Annotated in this window: 10 protein-coding genes; 9 read left to right on the top strand and 1 reads right to left on the bottom strand. The window is 76.2% G+C overall.

All coding sequences use genetic code 11. From position 1 onward, the window contains the following. Nucleotides 1–34 precede the first annotated feature (34 nt). Genes LG396_RS18945 through LG396_RS18925 form a run of 5 tightly spaced genes read left to right on the top strand, consistent with a single transcriptional unit; the run spans nt 35 to nt 4,344 of the window. Complete coding sequence (locus LG396_RS18945; RefSeq protein ID WP_225795650.1) at nt 35–919, top strand: 3-hydroxyacyl-CoA dehydrogenase family protein; 885 nt, start codon at nt 35–37, stop codon at nt 917–919. Continuing rightward, nucleotides 916–1,194: an acyl carrier protein gene (locus tag LG396_RS18940; RefSeq protein WP_225795649.1), complete on the top strand. Its 279-nt coding sequence runs from the start codon at nt 916–918 to the stop codon at nt 1,192–1,194. Before LG396_RS18945 ends, LG396_RS18940 begins: the two co-directional genes overlap by 4 nt. Then, the gene (locus LG396_RS39735; protein WP_225795648.1) at nt 1,191–2,354 is read left to right on the top strand and encodes an acyl-CoA dehydrogenase family protein; all 1,164 of its coding nucleotides are present in this window, start codon (nt 1,191–1,193) and stop codon (nt 2,352–2,354) included. Before LG396_RS18940 ends, LG396_RS39735 begins: the two co-directional genes overlap by 4 nt. After that, entirely contained in the window at nt 2,351–3,319 is a 969-nt protein-coding gene (locus LG396_RS18930) for a 3-oxoacyl-[acyl-carrier-protein] synthase III C-terminal domain-containing protein (RefSeq protein ID WP_225795647.1), read from the top strand. The genes LG396_RS39735 and LG396_RS18930 overlap by 4 nt, the downstream gene beginning before the upstream one ends. A 2-nt stretch (nt 3,320–3,321) precedes the next feature. Then, the gene (locus LG396_RS18925; protein WP_225795646.1) at nt 3,322–4,344 is read left to right on the top strand and encodes an HAD-IIIC family phosphatase; all 1,023 of its coding nucleotides are present in this window, start codon (nt 3,322–3,324) and stop codon (nt 4,342–4,344) included. Here the strand turns inward: LG396_RS18925 and LG396_RS18920 are convergent. Next, entirely contained in the window at nt 4,319–4,618 is a 300-nt protein-coding gene (locus LG396_RS18920; RefSeq protein WP_037744341.1) for an acyl carrier protein, read from the bottom strand. The genes LG396_RS18925 and LG396_RS18920 overlap by 26 nt on opposite strands. A gap of 153 nt (nt 4,619–4,771) precedes the next feature. Between LG396_RS18920 and LG396_RS18915 the strand changes: the two genes are divergently transcribed. From LG396_RS18915 to LG396_RS18900, 4 genes are read left to right on the top strand one after another with little or no spacing between them, the layout of a single operon-like run. After that, on the top strand, nt 4,772–5,581 hold the full coding sequence (locus LG396_RS18915) for a hypothetical protein (protein WP_225795645.1): 810 nt from the start codon (nt 4,772–4,774) through the stop codon (nt 5,579–5,581). A gap of 42 nt (nt 5,582–5,623) precedes the next feature. Then, on the top strand, nt 5,624–11,917 hold the full coding sequence (locus LG396_RS18910; protein ID WP_225795644.1) for a non-ribosomal peptide synthetase: 6,294 nt from the start codon (nt 5,624–5,626) through the stop codon (nt 11,915–11,917). Beyond that, the gene (alr, locus tag LG396_RS18905; RefSeq protein ID WP_225795643.1) at nt 11,914–13,077 is read left to right on the top strand and encodes an alanine racemase; all 1,164 of its coding nucleotides are present in this window, start codon (nt 11,914–11,916) and stop codon (nt 13,075–13,077) included. Before LG396_RS18910 ends, alr begins: the two co-directional genes overlap by 4 nt. Further along, a complete protein-coding gene (locus LG396_RS18900) occupies nt 13,074–14,630 on the top strand; it encodes an amino acid adenylation domain-containing protein (protein ID WP_225795642.1) in 1,557 nt (518 codons plus the stop codon). Before alr ends, LG396_RS18900 begins: the two co-directional genes overlap by 4 nt. Nucleotides 14,631–14,775: the final 145 nt, after the last annotated feature.

Here is a 14,775-nt window from a genome sequence, read left to right as displayed (position 1 = left end):
GGGACGGCAGGAGAACGCGGACGGGTGGGAGCACATGACGCACGCGAAGGACGGCACGGTCGCCGTGGTCGGCGCCGGTGTCATGGGAGCCGGCGTCGCGGAGGTCGCCGCGGCGGCCGGATACCGGGTCGTACTGCTGGACGTGACGGCCGCCCGGCTCGACGCCGCGCGGGACGCCATCAGGCGCGGGCTGAGCGCGCGGAGCCTGCTGCATCCCGGCGGGCCGCCGGTGCCCGAGGTGCTGGGGCGGATCTCGTACGGCACCGACGACGCCGTACTCGCGGACGCCGCCGTCGTCCTGGAGAACACCACGGAGGACCGCGCCGCCAAGCGGGAAGTGCACGTGCGCATCGACCGGTTGTGCGGGCCCGGCACGCTCGTGGCCGCCAACACCTCGGCCATCCCCATCCGGTACCTGGCCGAGGGCACCCGGCACCCGGAGCGGGTCGTCGGCACCCACTTCATGAACCCCGTACCGCACAAGCCGCTCGTCGAGGTCGTCAGGTCGGAGCTGACCGCGGACGGGTCCGTCACCCGCGTCACGGACTTCCTGCGGTCCATCGGCCGCCGGGCGGTCGTGGTCGGCGACGCCCCCGGGTTCGTGTCCAACCGGATCCTGATGGCGGTGATCAACTCCGCGGCCCGGCTGGTCGAGGAGGGCGTCGCCTCCCGCGCCGACGTGGACGAGGTGTTCCGCTCCTGCTTCGGCCACCCCATGGGGCCGCTGGAGACCGCCGACCTCATCGGCATCGACACCGTCGTGCGCTCGCTGCGGGTGCTGCACGAGTTCACCGGAGAGGCCCAGTACGAGCCGCGCCCCCTGCTGCTGGACCTGGTGGCGCGGGGACGGCTCGGCGACAAGACCGGGGAGGGCGTCCACCCGCGGCCCTCCGGGCCGGGGAAGGGAGACGGCGCGTGACCGCATCCGACAACGCCGCCGCGGACGCCGTACGGGAACGGGTGCGCGCCTTCCTGCACGACGTGCTGCGGGAGGAGATCGGCGACGACGTGGACCTCTTCTCCACCGGACTCGCCGACTCCCTGCTCGCCATGCGGCTCGTGACGTTCGTCGAGACCGCCTTCGGGCTCACCGTGGAGGCCGAGGACCTCGACCCCGCGCACTTCCGGTCGATCAACGCCGTCACGGACTTCGTGCACCGCAAGCACGCCGGCGCCCCGGGGGAGGCCCGGTGAGCCCGCCGCCCGCCGGGGGCGGCCCCCCGGACTTCGCGCGCTTCGCGGCCGAGGTGGTGGGGCCCCGCGCCGGCGAGACCGACCGCGCCCCGGGCCTGGCCCCGGAGCTGATCCGCGAGGTCGCCGCGACCGGCCTGCTCGGCGCGATGATCCCCGCCGACTACGGCGGACTCGCCCTGGACGCACCGGCGTTCGGCCGGGCCTGCGCCGAGGTCGGCTCCTGGTGCACCGCGACCCGCGCCCTGCTGACCGTGCAGAACATGGTGGCCGGGGCCATCGCCCGCTGGGGCACGCCTGAGCAGCGGCGGCGCTGGCTGCCGGGCCTCGCGGACGGCAGCAGGCTCGCCGCGTTCTGCCTCACCGAGGCCGACGCCGGCAGCGACGCCGCGGCGGTGGCTACCGAGGTCGCCGCGAAGGACGGCGGGTGGGTGGTCGACGGGCGGAAGCTGTGGGTCACCGCGGGTGCGGTGGCCGACCTCTTCCTGGTCGTCGGCACGATGGCCGGCGCCCCCACCGCGGTCGTGCTGGAACGGGGCACTCCCGGGCTGCGCGTCGAGCCGGTCGGCGACCGGCTGCTGGGGATGCGGGGCGCGCTCGTCGCCCACGTCGGCCTGGTGGGCTGCCGGGCGCCGGCCGGTGCCCGGCTCGGGCCGGTGGGCGCCGGGTTCTCCCACGTGGCCGCGGTCGCGCTGGACCTCGGGCGGCACAGCGTGGCGTGGGGCAGCGCCGGGCTCGCCGAGGGCTGCCTGCGCGAGGCCGTGCGGTATGCGACCGTGCGCCGCCAGTTCGGCCGGCCGCTCGCGGAACACCAGCTGATCCGGCGGCTGCTGAGCGACATGGTCGTACGGGCCCGCTCGGCCCGGCAGCTGTGCCGGGCCGCCTCCGCCGCCCACGCGGCCCGCGAGCCGGACGCGGTGCAGGAGACCATGGTGGCCAAGTACGCCGCCTCCACCGCCGCGTTCGCCAACGCGGCCGACGCGGTCCAGATCCACGGCGCGGCGGGCTGCACCACCGACCACCCGGTCGAGCGTTTCCTGCGCGACGCCAAGACCCAGCAGATCATCGAGGGCACCGACCAGATGCACCAGCTCGGCGTCTGCGAACTGGCCCTCCGCGAGTACGGCGGGCCGCTCCGGGCGGCGGCGGAGGGGGCCCGATGACCGGAATCGCCGCTGTCCGGATCCTGCTGCCCGACACCCGCACCGCTCTGACCGCGCTGCCCGAGTACGCGACCCTGACCGAGGAGGACAGGACGCTGGTGGCGGGCCTGGGCATCGAGACCGTCGCCGAGGCCCCCGGCACCGACAGCGGCGAACTCGCCGCCGCGGCGGTACGCGCCCTGCTCGCCGACCGCGGGCTGGACGGCCGCGACATCGACGCCCTCGTCCTCGTCGGCGGCCGGGTGCCCGCGTACTTCGTCGCGTCGGAGGCCACCCGGGTGCAGCACCTCGCGGGGCTGACCAGGGCACTGGCCTTCACCGTCACCGACCTGGGCTGCGCGGCCAGCACCGGCGCGCTGCTCACCGCGCGGTCGCTGCTGGCCACGACGCCCTCCTGGAGCCGGGTCGTGATCGCCCACGGCTGCCGCCCGCCCGGGCCCCGGCGGCTGCGCAGGCCCGTCACCGTCAACGGGGACGCGGGGATGGCCGTGCTCCTCGAACCGGACGGCGCCATGCGCGTCCTCGACGTGGAGATGGAGACCGACGGCCAGTACTGGGACCTCTTCCGCGTCGACTTCCGGGACCGGCCGCCCGCCGAGTGGGCGGAGGTCTGCACCGACGAGCCCCGCTACTCCTTCAGGCTGGCCGTCGAGAGCCAGAAGCGGTTCGCCGCCCTCAACCAGCGGCTCCTGCGGCGCAGCGGGCTCGACATGTCCGACGTGGACCACGTCGTCATGCAGAACCTCTCCGAGGGCGCCTTCCGGTTCTACGAGGAAGGGCTGGGCCTGACCGTCGCCGCCGTGTGCCGGGACAACCTCCGCCGCCACGGGCACCTCGGCCCCGTCGACGTGCTGGCCAACCTCCACGGCGGGGTCGGCAGCGGCGAGTTCGTGCCCGGCGACCTCGTCCTCGTGATGAACAACAGCCCGGTGGCCGCCTGGAGTTCGACCCTGATCGAGGTGTGAGGATGACCGAGCGGGAACTGTACGTGAAGTGCCTGGTCTGGGATCTGGACGGCACGGTGTGGGACGGCACCCTGCTGGAGGACCGCGACGTGCGGCTGCGGCCCGGCGTGCGGGACACCCTCAGGGCCCTGGACGAGCGCGGCATCGTGCACTCCGTCGCCAGCCACAACGACGAGGCCGACGCCCTGGCCGAGCTCGCCGGGCTGGGCCTGGCGGAGTACTTCCTCCGGCCGCGTATCGGCTGGTCGGCCAAGTCGGTGCTGCTCGACCAGGTGGCGGAGCGGCTGCGGCTGAGCCCCGGGGCGCTGGCGTACGTGGACGACCGGGCCTACCAGCTCGACGAAGTCCGCTCCGCCAGACCGGAGATCCGCTGCTACCCCGCCGACGCCGTGCCCCGGCTGCCCGGGCTCGCCGAGTTCTCACCGCCGGTCACCGAGGCCGCCGCCGGCCGCCGGCGGGCGTACCTCGACCAGCACCGCAGGGAGGACGACGAGGAGGCGTTCACCGGCCCCCGGCACGAGTTCCTCGCGGGCCTGGGCACCGTCCTGACCGTCGCCCGCGCCGGCGACGCGGACCTCGCCCGCGCCGAGGAGCTGACGGTCCGCACCCACCAGCTCAACACCACGGGGCGCACCTACTCCCGCGCCGAACTCGCCGCCCTGCGCGGCTCACCGGACCACCTGCTGCTCATGGCCTCGCTGCGCGACCGCTACGGCGACTCCGGGCAGGTCGGGCTCGTACTGCTGCACACCGGACCCGAGGTGTGGACGCTCCGGCTGCTCCTGCTCTCCTGCCGGGTCCTCGGGCGCGGCATCGGCGAGGCGCTGCTCGCGCACGTGCTGCGGCTGGCCCGCCGCGCGGGCGCCGCGACGCGCGCGGAGTTCGTGCCGAACGACCGGAACCGGGTCATGCACGTCGCGCTGCGGTTCGCGGGCTTCGCCCCCGTCGGCGGCACCCTGCTGGAGCACCGGGGCGAGCCGCCCGCCGTGCCGGGCCACCTCACCCTGCGCGAGGTGCCCGCATGACCAGCCGGGCGAGGTCCTCCACGGTGGCGGCGTCGGAGAGGACGGACCGCAGCGGTACGCGGACGCCGAGGCGCCGGCGGATCCGGGAGACGATCAGCGCGGCGTGGATCGAATCGCCGCCGGCGGCGAAGAAGTCGTCCCGGGGGCCGAGCGCACCGTCCTCGAGCACCTCGCGCCAGATGTCCAGGAGCACCGCGGTGGGGTCGGCAGGGCCGGGTGACCCGGACGGCTCCACCGGTGTCGGCTCGTTCGCGGCGGGCGGCTGGCGCGTCATGGGAACGGCGTCTCCCTCCCCGGACGGACCGGTCGCGGCAGCAGCCACTATCCGGACGCGGCGGGAGCACTGTCAAGGGCGCGCCCGAGCGGTGGTCCTGCGGGCGGCCCCCGCGGTCCGGGAGGTCCGGGGCGTACGGGAAGGGGCGGCGGCATGAGCGCGGCGGGCGGACTCGTCGGCGTGACGGAGACCGCGGCAGGGCCGGACCCGGGCCTGGTCTCGGTGAGCTTCACAGGCACCGAGGCGGGCCAGGACCTCGACCGGCTGCTCGCGGCGGACACCCGGGGCCGCGCCGCGTACCGGCTCGATCCGCTGGGGGACATGACGGCACTCGGCCGGCCGGTCACCCTCGCGGAGCTGGCCCGCGGCTACGCCGACGCGCTCGGCGCTCTCGATCCGCCGCCCGCCGCGCTCGTCGGACACTGCAGCGCCGCGCTCCTCACCCAGGCCATCGCGGCCGGACTCGGGCCGCACCCGCCGCGGTTCCTCCTCCTCGACCCCGCCGTGCCCACCGCCGGGTCGGTCGTCGAGACGTTCGCCGAGCTGCGCGGCGGACTCGGCCGGCCGCCGCTCGGCGCGGACGGTGCCCGCGCGCTGGTGCGGAGCTGCGCGGAAGACCCGGGGGCGGCGCTGGAGCGGATGGCCGCCGTACTCGCCGCGGACGCGGATGCGTTCTGCGCCGAGAGTGGGCTCGGCGACGACGGCGCCGCCGTCACCGGCGAACTCGTCCCGCGTTACACGGCCTGGCTCGCCCTCCTGCTGGCCACCCTCCACCACCGGCCCGGCCCCGCGCCGGCGCCGGCGTACTGCCTGCTCTCCCGGCACCGCGCGCTGCCACCGGAGCTGCCGGGCGGCGCCGCCGCCACCGTACGCCGGCTCGACCTCTCCGCACGGGAGCTGACCTCGGCGGTCCCGGTACGCGCACTCCTCCTCGACCTCGCCGAGGGGGATCCACCCGCCTGACACCGCCGGCCGCACCCGCCGACCCGCTGCGATGGGAGAACCATGGCCCTGCCCGACGCCCCCGCGTCCTCCGACTCGGTCCTGCGCGGCGCCCGTTCGCCGCTGCCGCCCGGCACGGCGAGCGACCTGGTGCTGGCGCGGATCGCGGCGCGCCCGGACGACACCGCGCTGGTGTGCGGGCCCGTCACCCTCACCTACGGCGAACTCGGCGACCGCGCCCGCCGGCTCGCCGGTGCGCTCGCGGGGGCCGGCGTCCGCCGCGCGGACCGCGTCTGCGTGCTGCTCACCCGGTCGACGGACAGTGTGGCGGCGATGCTGGCGGTCTGGCTGGCCGGAGCCGTCTACGTGCCGCTGGACCCGGAGTATCCGCCGGAGCGGGTGGCGTTCGTCCTCCGCGACTGCGGCGCCGGCGTGGTGCTGACCGAGAGCGGCGCGGCGGCGGGGCTGGACCCCGCGGAGGCGGCGCTCGTGCTCGTGGACGACCCCGATCCGGGTCCGGATTCCGGCACGGGCACGGGCACGAGCGCGGACGCCGACCAGGGCGCGCCCCCGGCGCGTATCCCGCTCGACGACACCGCCTACGTCATCTACACCTCCGGCTCGACGGGCCGCCCCAAGGGAGTGGAGGTCGGGCACCGGGCGCTGGCCAACTTCGTGCACCACCTCGGCGTCCTACCGGGGCTGCGCCCCGGCGACGTGGCCGCGTCCGTCACCAGCGTCGCGTTCGACATCTCCCTGCTCGACTTCCTCGCCCCGCTGACCGCGGGCGCCACCCTCGTGGTCGTCCCCCGCGAGGTCGCCGCGGACGGCGAGCGGCTGGGCCGGCTGCTCACCGCCGGCGGTGTCGGCTTCCTCCAGGCGACTCCCACCACCTGGCAGCTCCTGCGGGAGGCCGGCTGGGCGCCGGGCCGGGAGTTCGCCGCGCTCGCCGGCGGCGAGCCGCTGCCGGCCGAACTGGCGCGCTGGCTCCTCGGCCGGTGCACCCGGGTCACCAACGCCTACGGCCCCACCGAGGCGACCGTCTGGGTCACCTTCCAGGAGGTCACCGAGGAGATCCTGCGGGACGCCCACACCGTGCCGCTCGGCCGCCCGATGGACAACGTCGACATCCACGTCCTCGACGACACCGGCGCGCCGGTCCCGCACGGCGGCCTCGGCGAACTGTGCGTCGCAGGCGCCGCGCTGGCGCGCGGCTACCTCGGCCGACCGGAAGAGACCGCGCGCGCCTTCGTGCCGCACCCCTCCGAGCCCGGCACCAGGCTCTACCGGACCGGGGACACCGCGGTCCTGCGCGCGGACGGCACACTGCACTTCGCCGGCCGCCGCGACCAGCAGATCAAGCTGCGCGGCCACCGGGTGGAACCGGGCGAGGTCGAGGCGGTGCTGGAGGAGTCCCCGGCGGTCACCCAGGCCGTGGTCACCGCGGAGCGGCGGGCGGGCGCCGATGCGCGCCTCGTCGCGTACGTACGGCCCTCGCGCACCCCGGAGGCCGGTGCCGCCGGGGAGAACGGGGCCGCGCGGGAGGCCGCGGACGCGGTGGTGGAGCAGTGGCGCAGCGTCTTCGACCAGGTCGACGGCGGGGCCGAGCCGGACGCGCGGTTCGACACCCGGGTGTGGCGGAGCAGTTACACCGGCGTGCCGGTGCCCGCGGACCAGATGCGGGAGTGGGTGGACGGCACGGTCGGGCGGATCCTCCGCCTCCGGCCGCGCCGCGTACTGGAGATCGGCTGCGGCGACGGGCTGCTCACCTGGCGGCTGGCGCCGCACTGCGACGCCTACGTGGGCACGGACCTGTCGGGCGCCACCGTCCGCCGGCTAGGCGCGGCGCTGGACCGCGCCGGTCTCGGGCAGGTGCGCGTGCATCACCGTGAGGCTCCCGACCTGGCCGGGCTCGGCGCGGACTTCGACGTCGTCGTCCTCAACTCGGTGGTGCAGTACTTCCCGGACGGGACGTATCTGGAGCGGGTGCTGTCCGGGGCCCTGGAGCTCGTACGGGACGGCGGGGCGCTCTTCGTCGGGGACGTACGGCACCACGGGCTGCTGGAGGCGTTCTCCGCCTCGGTGGAGTTCGCCCGCGCCGCCGCGGACGGCGAGCCCCTCACCACGGCGGAGCTGCGCGAGCGCGCCGTGCGCCGTGCCCGGGAGGAGAAGGAACTGCTCGTCGACCCCGGCCACTTCGACGCCCTCGCGAAGCGCCTGCCGGGGATCCGGCACGTGGAACTGCTGCCCCGCCGCGGGCGCCACCGCAACGAGATGACCGACTTCCGCTACGACGCCGTCCTCCACACCGGACCGCGGGCCGCCCCGGTACGGGTGCCCGACTGGCTGGAGTGGTCTGCGGACGGCACCACGTGGGAGGAACTTCCCGGGCGGCTGCGGGAGCGTGCCGACGCGGTGCTGGGCGTCCGCGGGGTGCCCAACGCGCGCCTGCACCGGGCACTGCGCGACGCACGCCTGCTCCGCGACGCGCGGGGCACCCCCGCGGACGCCGCGCCCTTCACGGAACTCCCGCGCACCGCGGACACCGGCGGCGCCGACCCGGAGGAACTGCACGCCCTCGCCGCGCGGTACGGCTACGAGGCGCACGTGCAGTGGTCGACGGACGACGCCGCCGCACTCGACGTCGTCTTCCTCCCCGCAGCCGCGGCCGTGGCAGGTGCCCCGGCACTCGCCGAACGGCCCCGCACCCCGTCCCGCCCTGCCGGCCCTGCCGTCAACGACCCCGCCGCCGCCCACAGCGAGGCGTCCCGCAACCTGGAACTGATCCGGCGACTGCGCGCGCACCTGGCCCGCCGCCTGCCGGCGTACATGGCCCCCGCCGCCTTCGTCGTGCTGGACGCCTTCCCCCTGACACCCAACGGCAAGGTCGACCGCACCGCCCTGCCCGCACCGGCCGCCCGGCCGGAGGCGGCAGGCGCGTACGTCCCGCCCGGCAGCGCCGCCGAGCGCGAGCTGACCGCCGTCTGGGAGGAAGTCCTCGGCACCGGCCGGGTCGGCATGCACGACGACTTCTTCGCCCTGGGCGGCGACTCCCTCCAGGCCACCCGCCTCGTCTCCCGCCTCCGGCGGGCCTTCGGCGTCCAAGTGCCGCTGCGCGAGGTCTTCGACCATCCCACGCCCGCCGCGCTTGCGCCCCGCGTCAGCGCGCTGCGCGGCCGTGACTCGCCCGACGCCCCGCTCGTCCCGGCGGCCCGTACGGACACGCTCCCGCTCACGCACTCCCAGCAGCGGCTGTGGTTCCTCGACCAACTGGAGCCGGGCACGGCCGCGTACAACCTGCCCTCCCTCTTCCGGCTCCGCGGCACCCTCGACGTCCCGGCCCTGCGCCGGGCACTGCGGGAACTGACCGCCCGGCACGAGGTGCTGCGCACGGTGTACGCCGCCGAGAACGGGGAGCCGCGCCAGTACCTCCGCCCCCCGCGGGACGTCCCGACGGCCGTCGACGACCTGCGCCCGGTCCCCGCCCCCGACCGCACGCGCCGCGCCGCCGAGCTGATCGCCGCGGACGTCGCCACCCCCTTCGACCTCGCCACCGGACCGCTGCTGCGCGCCCGCCTGGTGCGGCTGGCCGACCGCGAGCACCTCTTCCTCGTCACCGTGCACCACATCGTCAGCGACGGCTGGTCGATGGACCTCACCCTGCGCGACCTCGCGCGGTGCTACGAAGCTGCTGCCGTCGGCGGCGCACCCCCGCTCCCGGCGCTGCCCGTCCAGTACGGGGACTACGCCGCCTGGCAGCAGGACCGGCTGCGCAGCCCCGACCTCCGCCGGCAACTCGCCTACTGGACCGGCCTGCTGGCCGGCGCCCCGCCCGTACTGGAACTCCCCGCCGACCGCCCGCGCCCGCCCCTCCAGACGTTCACCGGCGCGACGCACTGGCTCGACGTCCCGGCGCCGCTCGCCCGCGCGGCCGCCGCGGCCGGGCGCGCCGAGGGCGCCACGGTCTTCATGACGCTCCTCGCCGCCTTCGGGCTGCTGCTGCAACGCCAGTGCGGCCGCGACGACCTCGTGGTGGGCACCCCGGTCGCCGGCCGCACCCGTGCGGAGACCGAGGACCTGATCGGGCTCTTCATGAACACCCTCGCACTCCGGCTCGACCTGTCCGGCGACCCCACCGGCCGCGAGCTGCTGCGCCGCGTCCGCGACCTCACCGTGGACGCCTGTACGCACCAGGAGGTGCCGTTCGAGCGGCTGGTGGAGGTGCTCCAGCCCGACAGGGACCTCGGCAGGACGCCGCTCGTGCAGGTGCTCTTCAACCACGTCCTGCTGCGCGAGGACCACCTCGACGCAGGCGGCGTGCACTGGCAGCGCGAGCAGGTCGACGAGGCGGCGGCCAAGTTCGACCTCAGCCTCTACGTGTGGGAGAGCGCGGGGGAGTTCCGCTGCCAGTTCATCTACAACGCGGACCTGTACTCGGCCGAGCGCATCGGCTGGCTCGCCCGCCAGTACCTCCAGGCGGTACGCACCCTCTGCGACGCACCGGACGCCCCCTTGTCCGCGGCGTCGCTGAGTACCCCCGACTGGCGGCACGGCACCGGTGCCGGAACCGCGCCCGCCATCCCGGGGCGGAGTCCGGACGACCTGGTGTCCGGGGTGCTGGCCGCTGCCGCCCGCCACCCCGGGCGCCGGGCCGCCACCGACGCCGAGGGGGAGTGCTCGTACGCCGAACTGGCCCGCCGCCTGCACACGGTGAGCGGCGCCCTGCGCGCGCACGGGGTGGGCCGGGGCGACATCGTCGCCGTCCTGGCCGACCGGTCCGCGTGGACCCAGGCCACCGCCCTGGCCGTCCTGCACGAGGCGGCGGTCTACGCGCCGCTGGACCCGGCGTACCCCGCGCGATGGCTGCGGCGGCGGCTGGACGAACTGCGGCCCGTGGCGGTGGTCGACCTGCGGGAGACCGGCCAGTCCGGTCCGTCCGGCGCCGGCGGGGACCTCGACCTCGCGGGTACGGCCGTCCTGCGGCCCCGCCGGATGCCGGCCGCGCCCGGGCCGCCCGGCGCCCGGCCGGCGGCGGAACTCACCGCGCCCGCCCTGCTCATGTTCACCTCAGGCACCACCGGTACCCCCAAGGGCGTGGTGAGCGCGCAGTTGCCGCTCGTGCGCTTCCTCGACTGGCAGGCCGAACGCTTCGGGCTCACCGCTGCCGACCGGTTCGGCGCCCTCTCCGGGCTGGGACACGATCCCGTGCTGCGCGACATGTTCGCCGGGCTCCGGTGCGGTGGTGAGGTGCACTGGCCCGACGAACGCGACATCCGCGAGTCCGCCCGGCTCGCCGACTGGCTGCGCCGGCGGGAGGTGTCGGTGCTCCATCTGCCGCCGCCCCTGCTGGACCTGCTCGCCACGCGGGAGGCGGGCCCGGTGCCCGCACTGCGGCACCTGTTCTTCGGCGCGGCCCCGCTGCACGCGGGCCACCTGCGGAAGGCCCGCCGGTGGGCACCGAAGGCCGAGCAGGTCAACCTGTACGGCGCGACCGAGACACCGCAGGCCGCCGCGGCGTTCCCGGTACCGGCCGGGCTGCGGCTGCCGGCCGTGCCGGTCGGCAGGGGAACGGCGGAGGCCCGGATCCTCGTGCTGGACCCCGCGGGCCGGCCCGCGGGGCCGGGGGAGCTGGGCGAGGTCGTGGTCGAGTCCCCGTATCTGGCACTGGGTTATCTCACGGCGGGCGGGCGGTCCTCTGTTCCGGCAGCGGGCCCGGCGCTGGACGACTCGCCGTTCGAGGGCGGCGGCTACCGTACGGGCGACCTCGGGCGGTTCCGGCCCGACCGTACGGTCGAGATCGCCGGACGCCGGGACCGGCAACTGGACCTCCGGGGCCACCGCGTCGAGCCCGGCGAGGTCGAGGCAGCGCTGACCGAGCACCCCGAGGTGTGGGAGGCGGCCGTGGCGGCGCGTGCGGACCTGCTCGTCGCCTGGGCCGTACCCTCGCCCGGCACCGCACCGGAGCCGGGCGCCCTGCGGGCACACGCCGCGGAACTGCTGCCCGCCCACCAGGTGCCGCACCGGATCGTCCTCACCGACATGCTGCCCCTCACCTCCCGGGGCAAGGTGGACTTCGCGGCGCTGCCCACCCCGCGGCCGGCCGCGGCCGATCCTGCGTCCGGGCACCGGCAGCCCGCCGGAGACGTCGAAGAGGGCCTGGCCGTCCTCTGGCAGGAGGTGCTCGGCGTCCCGCCCGCGCACCGCGACCAGAGCTTCTTCGAGGTCGGCCACTCGCTGCTCGCCGCGCAGTACCTCGCCAGGATCACGCGGCGGTTCGGCGTCCGGGTGCCGCTGCGCGACCTCTTCGCCCGGCCGACGATCGCCGCGCTCGCCGTGTGCGTGAAGGAGGCGCGATGACGTCCCGTGCCCGCCCCCGCTGCGAGGTGCACGTCGACCTCGACGCGATACGGCACAACGTGTGCCTGGCCCGCGAACTGGCCGGCGCCGCCGAGGTGATGGCGGTCGTCAAGGCGGACGGCTACGGGCACGGAGCGGCGCCGGTCGCCCGTGCCGCGCTGGCCGCGGGCGCCACGTGCCTCGGCGTCGCCTACCTGGAAGAGGGCCGCCGGCTCCGGGAGAGCGTTCCGCACGCGCCCGTGGTCGTGCTGACGGACCCGCTGCCGGGCGAGGAGGACGACGCTGTGGCCCACGCCCTCACCGTGACGGTGAGCACCGCGGACACCGTGCGGCGGGTGGCCGCCGCGGCGCACCGGGCCGACCGGCAGGCGACCGTACACCTCAAGATCGACACCGGCCTGCACCGGCTGGGCGCGCCGGCCCGCGACGCGGGTCGGCTGGCCGTACTGGCGCGGGAGCACGGCCTGGCCGTCGAGGGTGTCTGGACGCACTTCGCGCTGGCCGACGACCCCCGGGACCCGTTCGTGGACACCCAGCTCGACCGCTTCCACCGCGCGGTGGACGAACTGCGCGCCCTCGGCGTCCGCCCCCGGTACCGCCACGCGGCGGGCAGCGCCGCCACCGCGGCGCGCCCGGCCGCACGGCTCGACCTCGTCCGGCTCGGCGCGCTGCTGTACGGCATCCGGCCCGGCCCGGCCGTCCCGCATCTGGACGGCCTGCGGCCCGCGTTGGCCTGGTACGGCACGGTGGTGGCCGTGCGGCGCGCGGACCGCGGGGAGCGCCTGGGCTACGGCCTGAAGTACCGCCTCGACGCCGACACCACGCTGGCGGTCGTCGGGGCCGGATTCGCCGACGGGCTGCCCCGGCTGCTCGGCAACCGCGGCCACCTCCTCGTCGGCGGCAGGCGGCGCCGGATCGCCGGCGCGGTGGGGATGAGCCACACCGTCGTCGACTGCGGAGACGACGACGTGGCGGTCGGCGACCGGGTGGTGCTCCTGGGCGCCGACGGGGACGCCGAGGTCGGCGCAGAGGAGTACGCGGGGTGGTCGGGCAGCTCGGTGTACGAGGCGGTCACCCGCATCAGCCCGTGGAGCCCGCGGGTCTACCGCGGCGGCGGCGCGGACGCGAGCGGCGCGGAAGGGCGGGGGGCGGCACGATGAGCCACGCGGACACCGGCGTCGGCGACCGGCTTCCGGACGCGGACCTCGACGAGCATGCCCGCCACGCGCCGGACCTGCCGGCCGTGCTGTGCGACGGGCGGCGGACCACCTACGGCGAGCTGAACGCACGGGTCAACCGGCTGGCCCGGCTCCTCCTGGAACACGGCGCCGGCCCCGAGCGGTTCGTCGCCCTGGTGCTGCCCCGCTCCGCCGACCTGATCGCCGCCGCGCTGGCCGTCCTCAAGACCGGTGCCGCCTACCTGCCCGTCGACCCGGACCATCCCGCCGAGCGGATCCGCCAACTCTTCGACGACGCCCGGCCGCTGCTGGCCCTGACCGCGGGCGGCGCCCCGCTGCCCGCGGACGCGGGCACGCTGCCGTACGTCGCGCTGGGCACCCCGGCGGTGGAGGAGCGGCTCGCCCGCTACCCCGCCGACCCTCCCTCTGCCGGGACGCGCGGCGGCGCCCGCCGGCCGGGCACGGCCGCGTACCTCCTCTACACCTCCGGCTCCACCGGGCGCCCCAAGGGAGTGGTGGTGACGAGGGGCAATCTCGCGCACCTCCTCGCGGACGTACGCACCCGCTTCCCGCTCCGGCCGGACGACCGGATGCTGGCCGTCACGACCCCCGCGTTCGACATCTCGGTGCTGGAGATGTTCCTCCCGCTGCTGCACCGGGCGGCCCTCGTCGTCCCCGGCCCACGGGCCGTACACGACCCGCGCGCCCTGGCCGCCGTGATGGCCCGCGAGCGCATCACCTTCGCGCAGGGGACTCCGACGCTGTGGCAGCTCATGGCGGCGATCGTTCCCGAAGCCGTCGCCGGGGTGCGGCTGGTCGTCGGCGGCGAGGCGCTGCCGGCGCAACTGGCCGCCGGGCTGCGCGGCCACGGCGCGTCGGTGACCAACGGCTACGGGCCGACCGAGGCGACGGTGTACACCACCTTCGCCGCGCTGGACCGCGAGCGGCCCGGAGCGCCGCCGATCGGCCACCCCCTGAGAGGCGTGCGCGTCCATCTCCTCGACGGCGGCCTGCGGCCCGTGCCCGACGGACAGGCAGGCGAACTGTACGTCGCAGGCGGCGGCGTCAGCCGCGGCTACCTGCACCGCCCCGCCCTCACCGCGCAGGCGTACCTCCCCGACCCGTACGGTCCGCCCGGCTCGCGGATGTACCGGACGGGGGACCTGGCGCGCCGCGGACCGGACGGCGCGCTGGAGTTCCTGGGCCGGGCGGACGACCAGGTGAAGGTGCGCGGCTTCCGCATCGAACCAGGGGAAGTCGAGGCCGCCCTCGCCTCCCATCCCGCCGTGGCGCAGGCGGCGGTCGCCGCGCGGCCGTACCCGGGCGGGATCGGCGGACACCGGCTGGTCGGCTACGTGGTTCCCCGTCCGGACCCGCGAGGGGACCGCACCGCGCCCGCACCGTCCGTGATCCGCACCCACCTGGCCCGCCTGCTCCCCGAGTACATGATCCCGTCCACCGTCGTCGTCCTCGACGCCCTCCCGACCACCCCCACGGGCAAACTGGACCGGACAGCCCTCCCGGATCCGCCCTGAGCACCGGCCCGGCGGCGCAGCGCGCGTAGATGCCGCGTAAGAGGTGCATTGAACGTTCAATCCGCATATCTGCTGAATTCGGTGCCTCGCGGACCTGACCGTGTTCTGTCAAAATCTCGCTCACCTGTACACCCGACAGGGCCCT

It is taken from the genome of Streptomyces aculeolatus, from assembly GCF_020400605.1.
Classification (GTDB): domain Bacteria; phylum Actinomycetota; class Actinomycetes; order Streptomycetales; family Streptomycetaceae; genus Streptomyces; species Streptomyces aculeolatus.
This window is presented reverse-complemented; position numbering and strand designations above follow the sequence as displayed.

Bases quoted from the DNA above. Each gene is read 5' to 3' on its own strand.
- LG396_RS18945 (WP_225795650.1), top strand. From the start codon at position 35: ATGACGCACGCGAAGGACGGCACGGTCGCCGTGGTCGGCGCCGGTGTC.
- LG396_RS18930 (WP_225795647.1), top strand. From the start codon at position 2,351: ATGACCGGAATCGCCGCTGTCCGGATCCTGCTGCCCGACACCCGCACC.
- LG396_RS18925 (WP_225795646.1), top strand. From the start codon at position 3,322: ATGACCGAGCGGGAACTGTACGTGAAGTGCCTGGTCTGGGATCTGGAC.
- LG396_RS18920 (WP_037744341.1), bottom strand. From the start codon at position 4,618: ATGACGCGCCAGCCGCCCGCCGCGAACGAGCCGACACCGGTGGAGCCG.
- LG396_RS18915 (WP_225795645.1), top strand. From the start codon at position 4,772: ATGAGCGCGGCGGGCGGACTCGTCGGCGTGACGGAGACCGCGGCAGGG.
- LG396_RS18910 (WP_225795644.1), top strand. From the start codon at position 5,624: ATGGCCCTGCCCGACGCCCCCGCGTCCTCCGACTCGGTCCTGCGCGGC.
- alr (WP_225795643.1), top strand. From the start codon at position 11,914: ATGACGTCCCGTGCCCGCCCCCGCTGCGAGGTGCACGTCGACCTCGAC.
- LG396_RS18900 (WP_225795642.1), top strand. From the start codon at position 13,074: ATGAGCCACGCGGACACCGGCGTCGGCGACCGGCTTCCGGACGCGGAC.